Raw genomic sequence first — 6,000 nt, 5'->3', positions numbered from 1 at the left:
CGTGATGCACAATCACCATTTTAATTCAGCCGAACAATTAGCAGCTTATTTGGGGCTGGTTCCGATCGAAAGACAGTCAGGTACATCGCTACTTGGGCGAGCCCGCTTATCGAAAAATGGACCTGCTCGCCTGCGTGCCGTGCTGTACATGGCGGCGATGGTTGGGATCAAGCACAATCCGCATGTTAAGGCTTTATATGAGCGTCTATTGGTGAAAGGAAAAAGCAAAATGTCTGCCCTTGGCGCGGCAATGCGTAAGCTAGTTCATCTCTGTTTCGGCGTACTGAAAACCCAAAAAAAGTATCAAGCAGAGTATCAAAATGCTTGACGAACAAGACGGTATCTACCTTTCTTGAACGGCCAAGAAAGGTAAGCCAAAGAAGGCCGCCCTAGTATCTGCGTCCGGCCGCGCCGTATTCCCTCGCTGCGGACAATCGGCAAGGCGGCGGGTTTTAACAAAACAGAACCCGCCGAAACCCCCTTGCCGTTTGTTCCTCGCTCGGCTTGATACAAGGGATTTCGCGCAGCTCAACCATCGTGGCACAGCATCAACCAAATTTGAACATCGCTACTAATTCTTGGGTATATCAATGTAGAAATTAATAAGTAAGCGCCGCATTGATATACCCATTGAAAGTAAAAAACCGCACGAAATTCATGCGGTTTTTTTGTGCTTGAGCGGGTTGAATTAAACCAGCACAGCTTTAATATCGTCGCTTTCGCTAATCGTGAATTTCTTGTCGGTGGCGACCAGATCTTTGCCGTCAAAATGGCCGATATGGTAAATCGTGCCGAATGAGAATGTCGGCGCTGCTGCACCTTGGCCGCCGCAGACTTCGGCGCCACGGCGTACGTTGTCAGCCATATAGCCTGGTAGACGTAAATGGTAAGGATTACGGCGAACTTCTTCGACGTGGCAAGCCAGCGCGGCGATCAAATCGGCGGTGTCGGTGAGGCTAGTCGCGATCAACGCATTTGGTGCTTCCATTTGGCGCCAGAATTCGCTTTGCACCAAAATACACTTGTGATTAGTCGCTTTCAGCGCGTCCATCAGCAGGTAATACGTGCCGATATGTGCAGAATGGTAATCATTATTGTGCGGGCAAACGACGACTTGTGGTTTGTGCTCATTCAGGATTTTGGCAATGACGGCGACTTTTTCCGCCCACGCAGCAGGATTGCCATCGCGTGTTTTGCAGTTCACATCCATCAAGCCGCCCGGAATGGTTTCTAGCAAGCCCCAGCCGAGGTAATCGCAGGCGTTTTTCACTTCAACCCAGCGCTCTGGCTGGCGTTTTAGGTTTGATCCTTGCGAAACCGCAACGTTAATCACTTTAAAACCCGCTTCACGACCCAAACGCAGCGGCAGCGCGCCGATAATGCATTCGTCATCGGGATGCGGCGCGAAAATCATCGCCACAGGTGCGTCGCTAGCAACAGCTGCTGCAGGCGCGTGGCCTAGCGTGTCTAAATTGGCGAATAGCGGTGCGTCGGTTTTTTGTAATAGGGCGTTGTGCGCTTCAACCAGCGCGAGGTAGGGATTACTCATTGGGCAAACTCCGGTGCGTGTTGCAGGGCAGGAAAAAAACATTATCAAGAGTATAGGCGTTCAAACTCTAGCAACCAAGAGTCTGACGCAAGCAAGTGGCTTTTGGCTTGATTATTCACAGCATTTAAGTCAGTAAGGGCAGCAAAAATGCGCCGTAGCCTGTACTCAAGTGTTGCTGATTCAGAGTGGTTCGGATTGCTTCAGAGCAAGAAAGCGCTGACTTAGCCCGTGATTTGGGGACGTAGGCAAGGTTGCGTCAGCAAAGTGCTGCATAATGTTTGAAATTCAATTGAGGTAGGCATGTTTCATTATTTTCATAGTTCATTGATTGTGACTTTGATTGGCTTTGTGGGCGCATGGCTGATTGCGGGCTGGGGCGGGCTGTGGGTGGCGTTTAATTTGGCGCTACTGGAAATCAGCCTGAGTTTTGATAATGCCGTGGTGAATGCGTCGGTGCTCAAGCATTGGGATGAAAAATGGCGCAAACGCTTTTTGCTATGGGGCATGCTGATCGCCGTGTTTGGCATGCGGGTGATTTTTCCGCTGGTGATTGTGGCGGTGATTGCGGGGCTTGCACCCATGCCGGGGCCGATGGCTTTGTTGGATTATTTCAGCACTGGTGCATGGCCGACCAATGATGTGTTGTCGATGGCCATTATCGAGCCCAATCGATATGCGGCAATTTTGACGTCGGCGCATATCGAAGTCACCGCCTTTGGTGGCGCATTTTTATTACTGGTATTTTTGAATTTCTTTATTGATTCAGACAAAAAAACGCACTGGTTTTTCCCTGTAGAGCGCGTATTGGCCAAATTAGGCAAGCTGGATATGGCTGCAGTCTTGCTCAGTTTGGTCGTTTTGGCATGGATGGCAGGCTCATTGCCCGCCGCAGAAGGCTATCGATTCTTGGTCGCTGGCGTTTGGGGCGTGGTGACCTTTGTGCTGGTCGATGGTTTGGGCGATTTGATTGGCGACGAAGGCGCTGCGGCCAAGACTGGCTGGGCAGGATTTATTTATTTAGAAATTTTAGACGCATCGTTCTCGTTCGACGGCGTGCTGGGTGCATTTGCTTTAACGAAAAACATCTTTTTGATTGCGATTGGCCTTGGTATTGGCGCGATGTTTGTGCGTAGCTTTACGATTTTGTTAGTCGAAAAAGGCACGCTGAACGCGTTCAAATATCTGGAGCACGGCGCGTTTTGGGCAATCGGCGCACTCGCCGCCGTCATGCTACTCGCCGCGCGTTTTCATATTCCTGAGGCGATTACAGGTGGCGTGGCGGCGGTACTGATTATTGCGGCGGCGCTGCATTCTTGGTTGATTAAGCGGCATGCTTAAAACAAGCACTTAACTCGTCATTCCGGCGAAGGCCGGAGTCTCGTTTGGCTAGCGATAGGCCTCGACCCACTGCAGACACTGGTTCACCGAGAATGCGAGTGACGAGCTTTGGAAGTAAAGCTGCCGCTCAGTGATTCGCTCAGTGATTAATTTGAGCGGCCACAGCATCGGCCTTAACGGACATCTAAAAAGTTATTTTTGGTAGATTTTGTCCCAAGCTTTAGTGTTCATATATGAGCAGCCTACTTCAATACTTGCTTATTTAAGATTGATGGCAACCAAAGTATCCGCTCCCTGAATATACAGAATTCCATTCTGGCTAAGCGCCAAGTTGCCTGGCATCGGATAACTCCATACCACTTTGTGGCTGCGTAGGTCAACCGCATACGTATTCAAGTTGCTACTTACAAAAAGCAGGTTCTTGGTTACGATGGGCGAGCTAAAATAAGCTGTGTCACCACTATAGGGAGGTATCCACTGCCACAGCAAGGCGCCATCTTTTTCGGCGCGCGCTTCGATTCGATATGGCTTACTATTAGGGATATACAGTACGCCATCGGCGTAGGCTGGTGTTTTCGTGTAAACACCATTGATACGCCAGTCGAGAATGCCTTTGGTCGTGTCGAAACGAACAAGATCATTGCCAATGCCGCCACCGCTTAAGTATGCATTTTCATAAGCGGCCGCGTACACCCCCCCATTTGCACCAATTACAGCCGCACCACTAAGTTGGTAGACGTAGTTTGTGAAATTGGAATCGACAATAGTTCCCTGTTTAACGCCAGTTTTGGGATCAAACATCGTGAGTGCTTCGCCAGTATAAGCATAGATGTGCTTATTATCAGCAGCGGGTGACCACATATCTGTCATATCCAACGACCCGAAGAAAAGCTGTTCCCCGCTCAAGGAAAAGGCGTACATACCACCGAATGTGCCTGCATTTGTGTAGACACCACTATCGGTCACTACAGGGGCAAGATAGTCTTCCCATTGAGCGCTCATCGGCGCTTTGAATCGCAAACTACCGTTTGTTCCATCGAGTGCAAACAGGAAGGTTGAGCTTTGCTGCCCAGCCGCCATGTAAACGACGCCGTTCGCTACGGCAGGCGGATTTACGGATGGATACTCTAAGCCCGATACGTCGTAACTCCAGACGGCGCTACCATCGAGCTCTTTGAAAGCAGTCAATTGCTTATTCATGCTCGCATAGAAAAGGCCGTTGGAAGTCACGAGCGAAGACATCGCACTGCTATAGCCCGTTCCGTTGGCACTCACCGCTCCGCGCTTCCAGCGTGGCTGCATTTGATCAGGCTTCACTTCGACTGGGACATAACCAGTGTGCGCGTTATTACCCTGGAAAGTACTCCAATTAGCTGCACCATTCATTGCTGCCAATGGCGTAATTTTGTTCCCCAGCCAAGCGCTGTTGCTCCCAATGATCGTCAAATCATAAGGAATGCTGATCGAGGACACAGCCTGAGGAACTTTGCAATCTTGATCACTACATAGCTTGATCTTGAGCGTACCAGCGTAGTGTCCTGAAGGCGCAGTGCTGAGGGTATCTAGAGAGAATGTATAACTACCAGCACCGTTGTCAACGACAGTCACTGGTTTTTGCAAGACGCCCATTGTGTCGCTGGCACTTGCGTATAGGGTCGATGTCGGGGTGAAGTTGGATGCCAGTGCAGTCAGCTGAATATTGATACTAGTACCCTGTGCAATCATCCTCGACAGTGCATCAGACTGTATCGACATCGATGGTGCGGGCGCCGGAGTTAGGATGGGGCTTAGGGTTGAAGTTGGGGTTGAAGTTGGAGAAGGTTCTGTCACGGGGGGGGTTGATCCTCCGCCGCAGCCCGCCAATCCGGCAGCCAACAAAGTTACTAATATTTTTCGACAAAGCATCCCACATCCCCACGATTAAAATCAGGCCAATCTAATCCAAAACAAAACAAAATATTTTCCAACAAAAATTACAAATAAACCCGTGGCGTTGTAAATTTACGTCTAGATTTTCGCAAATGCCATGCTCAATCGCCCATCGAAAAACCTACATAACCTTTAGATGTCCGTTTTGGCCGAGCTACTGAAGGCGGGAGTGGTTGGCTGAGGGTCTGCAATAGAAGCTACTGCAGACTTTCAGTTAAGCCAAAACCGTGAGGACAAAAAGTCTATGGTTGGCCGAAATCAGCCTTTCAGGTAGTTTAACTCAATAATTTAGTACGGAATGGACTTTGCCTACTTAAGCAAACAACACCAAAGGTCGTTGTGCATCTTGTGGGTGCGCTAGTACGGTGACGGGGAGGTCGTAGGTTTGCTCTAATAAATCCGCTCGCAGCACGTTGCTGGGTATACCGCTGGCGATGATGCTGTTATTAGCTAGCATGGCAATACGGGTGCAATATCTGGCCGCTAAATTCACATCATGCAAGACCGCGACGACGGCGATGCCGGTTTCAACGGCCAATTTTCTCGCTGCCGACAGTAGGCTATGCTGATGCAAGGGATCTAAGCTGGCCGTCGGTTCATCAAGTAGTAAGCAGCGATATTCACCGCCTTGGTAGCCCGCCAAAATCTGCACAATAGAGCGCGCAAATTGCACTCGCTGCTGCTCGCCACCTGAGAGCGTTGGGTAGCAGCGGCCGAGCAAATGCATCACATCCGCCCATTGCCCCGCTCGCTCGGCTTGCTCGGCGACGGCGGCAGGGGACAACTCTGGAAATGGGTAAGCCCCCATCGCGATCACTTCTTCGACCATTAAATTGAAATTCAATCCCGGATTTTGTGGCAAAACGACGCGTTTGCGCGCTAGTTGGGCGGTATTCAGCGAAGCCAAAGCCACATCGCCCCATTGAACTTGCCCTGTGCTGGCGTTCAGTTCGCCCGCAGCAATCGACAATAGCGTCGATTTACCCGCGCCATTTGCACCCAAAATCGCCGTGAAATCGCCTGCGGGGATGTCCAGCGAAACATCTTGCAAAATGGTCGATTTACCGCGTGAAAAAGAAATGTTTTTCAGTTGTAACATAAAGAAATACTCTATTTTTTCGTCATACCGGCTCAGGCCGGTATCCAGAGCGTCGGTAAGATCACCATTGCAGCTAGATTCCGGC

Annotated in this window: 5 protein-coding genes; 2 read left to right on the top strand and 3 right to left on the bottom strand. The window is 50.1% G+C overall.

Going from position 1 to position 6,000, the window contains the following annotated elements; translation table 11 throughout:
* A partial coding sequence (locus Q320_RS0109095) for an IS110 family transposase (protein WP_027468744.1) occupies positions 1–328 on the top strand: 328 nt, incomplete at its 5' end.
* Positions 329–688: 360 nt separating this feature from the next.
* Here the strand turns inward: Q320_RS0109095 and Q320_RS19225 are convergent.
* Positions 689–1,549, bottom strand: a complete 861-nt coding sequence (locus Q320_RS19225; protein ID WP_051534621.1) for a PIG-L deacetylase family protein — start codon at positions 1,547–1,549, stop codon at positions 689–691.
* 300 nt (positions 1,550–1,849) lie between these two features.
* Between Q320_RS19225 and Q320_RS0109085 the strand changes: the two genes are divergently transcribed.
* Entirely contained in the window at positions 1,850–2,887 is a 1,038-nt protein-coding gene (locus tag Q320_RS0109085) for a DUF475 domain-containing protein (protein ID WP_027468743.1), read from the top strand.
* A 258-nt stretch (positions 2,888–3,145) separates the two neighbouring features.
* On the opposite strand, the gene Q320_RS0109080 is transcribed toward Q320_RS0109085, so the two are convergent.
* Together Q320_RS0109080 and Q320_RS0109075 are read right to left on the bottom strand one after the other, a co-directional pair.
* Positions 3,146–4,642, bottom strand: coding sequence for an outer membrane protein assembly factor BamB family protein (locus tag Q320_RS0109080; RefSeq protein WP_169734444.1), 1,497 nt, complete (start codon positions 4,640–4,642; stop codon positions 3,146–3,148).
* Between the two features lie 487 nt (positions 4,643–5,129).
* The gene (locus tag Q320_RS0109075; protein WP_027468741.1) at positions 5,130–5,915 is read right to left on the bottom strand and encodes a heme ABC transporter ATP-binding protein; all 786 of its coding nucleotides are present in this window, start codon (positions 5,913–5,915) and stop codon (positions 5,130–5,132) included.
* Positions 5,916–6,000: the final 85 nt, after the last annotated feature.

The organism is Deefgea rivuli DSM 18356 (assembly GCF_000620145.1).
GTDB classification, from domain to species: Bacteria; Pseudomonadota; Gammaproteobacteria; order Burkholderiales; family Chitinibacteraceae; genus Deefgea; species Deefgea rivuli.
This window is presented reverse-complemented; position numbering and strand designations above follow the sequence as displayed.

Bases quoted from the DNA above. Each gene is read 5' to 3' on its own strand.
- Q320_RS19225 (WP_051534621.1), bottom strand. From the start codon at position 1,549: ATGAGTAATCCCTACCTCGCGCTGGTTGAAGCGCACAACGCCCTATTA.
- Q320_RS0109085 (WP_027468743.1), top strand. From the start codon at position 1,850: ATGTTTCATTATTTTCATAGTTCATTGATTGTGACTTTGATTGGCTTT.
- Q320_RS0109075 (WP_027468741.1), bottom strand. From the start codon at position 5,915: ATGTTACAACTGAAAAACATTTCTTTTTCACGCGGTAAATCGACCATT.
- Q320_RS0109080 (WP_169734444.1), bottom strand. From the start codon at position 4,642: ATGTCGATACAGTCTGATGCACTGTCGAGGATGATTGCACAGGGTACT.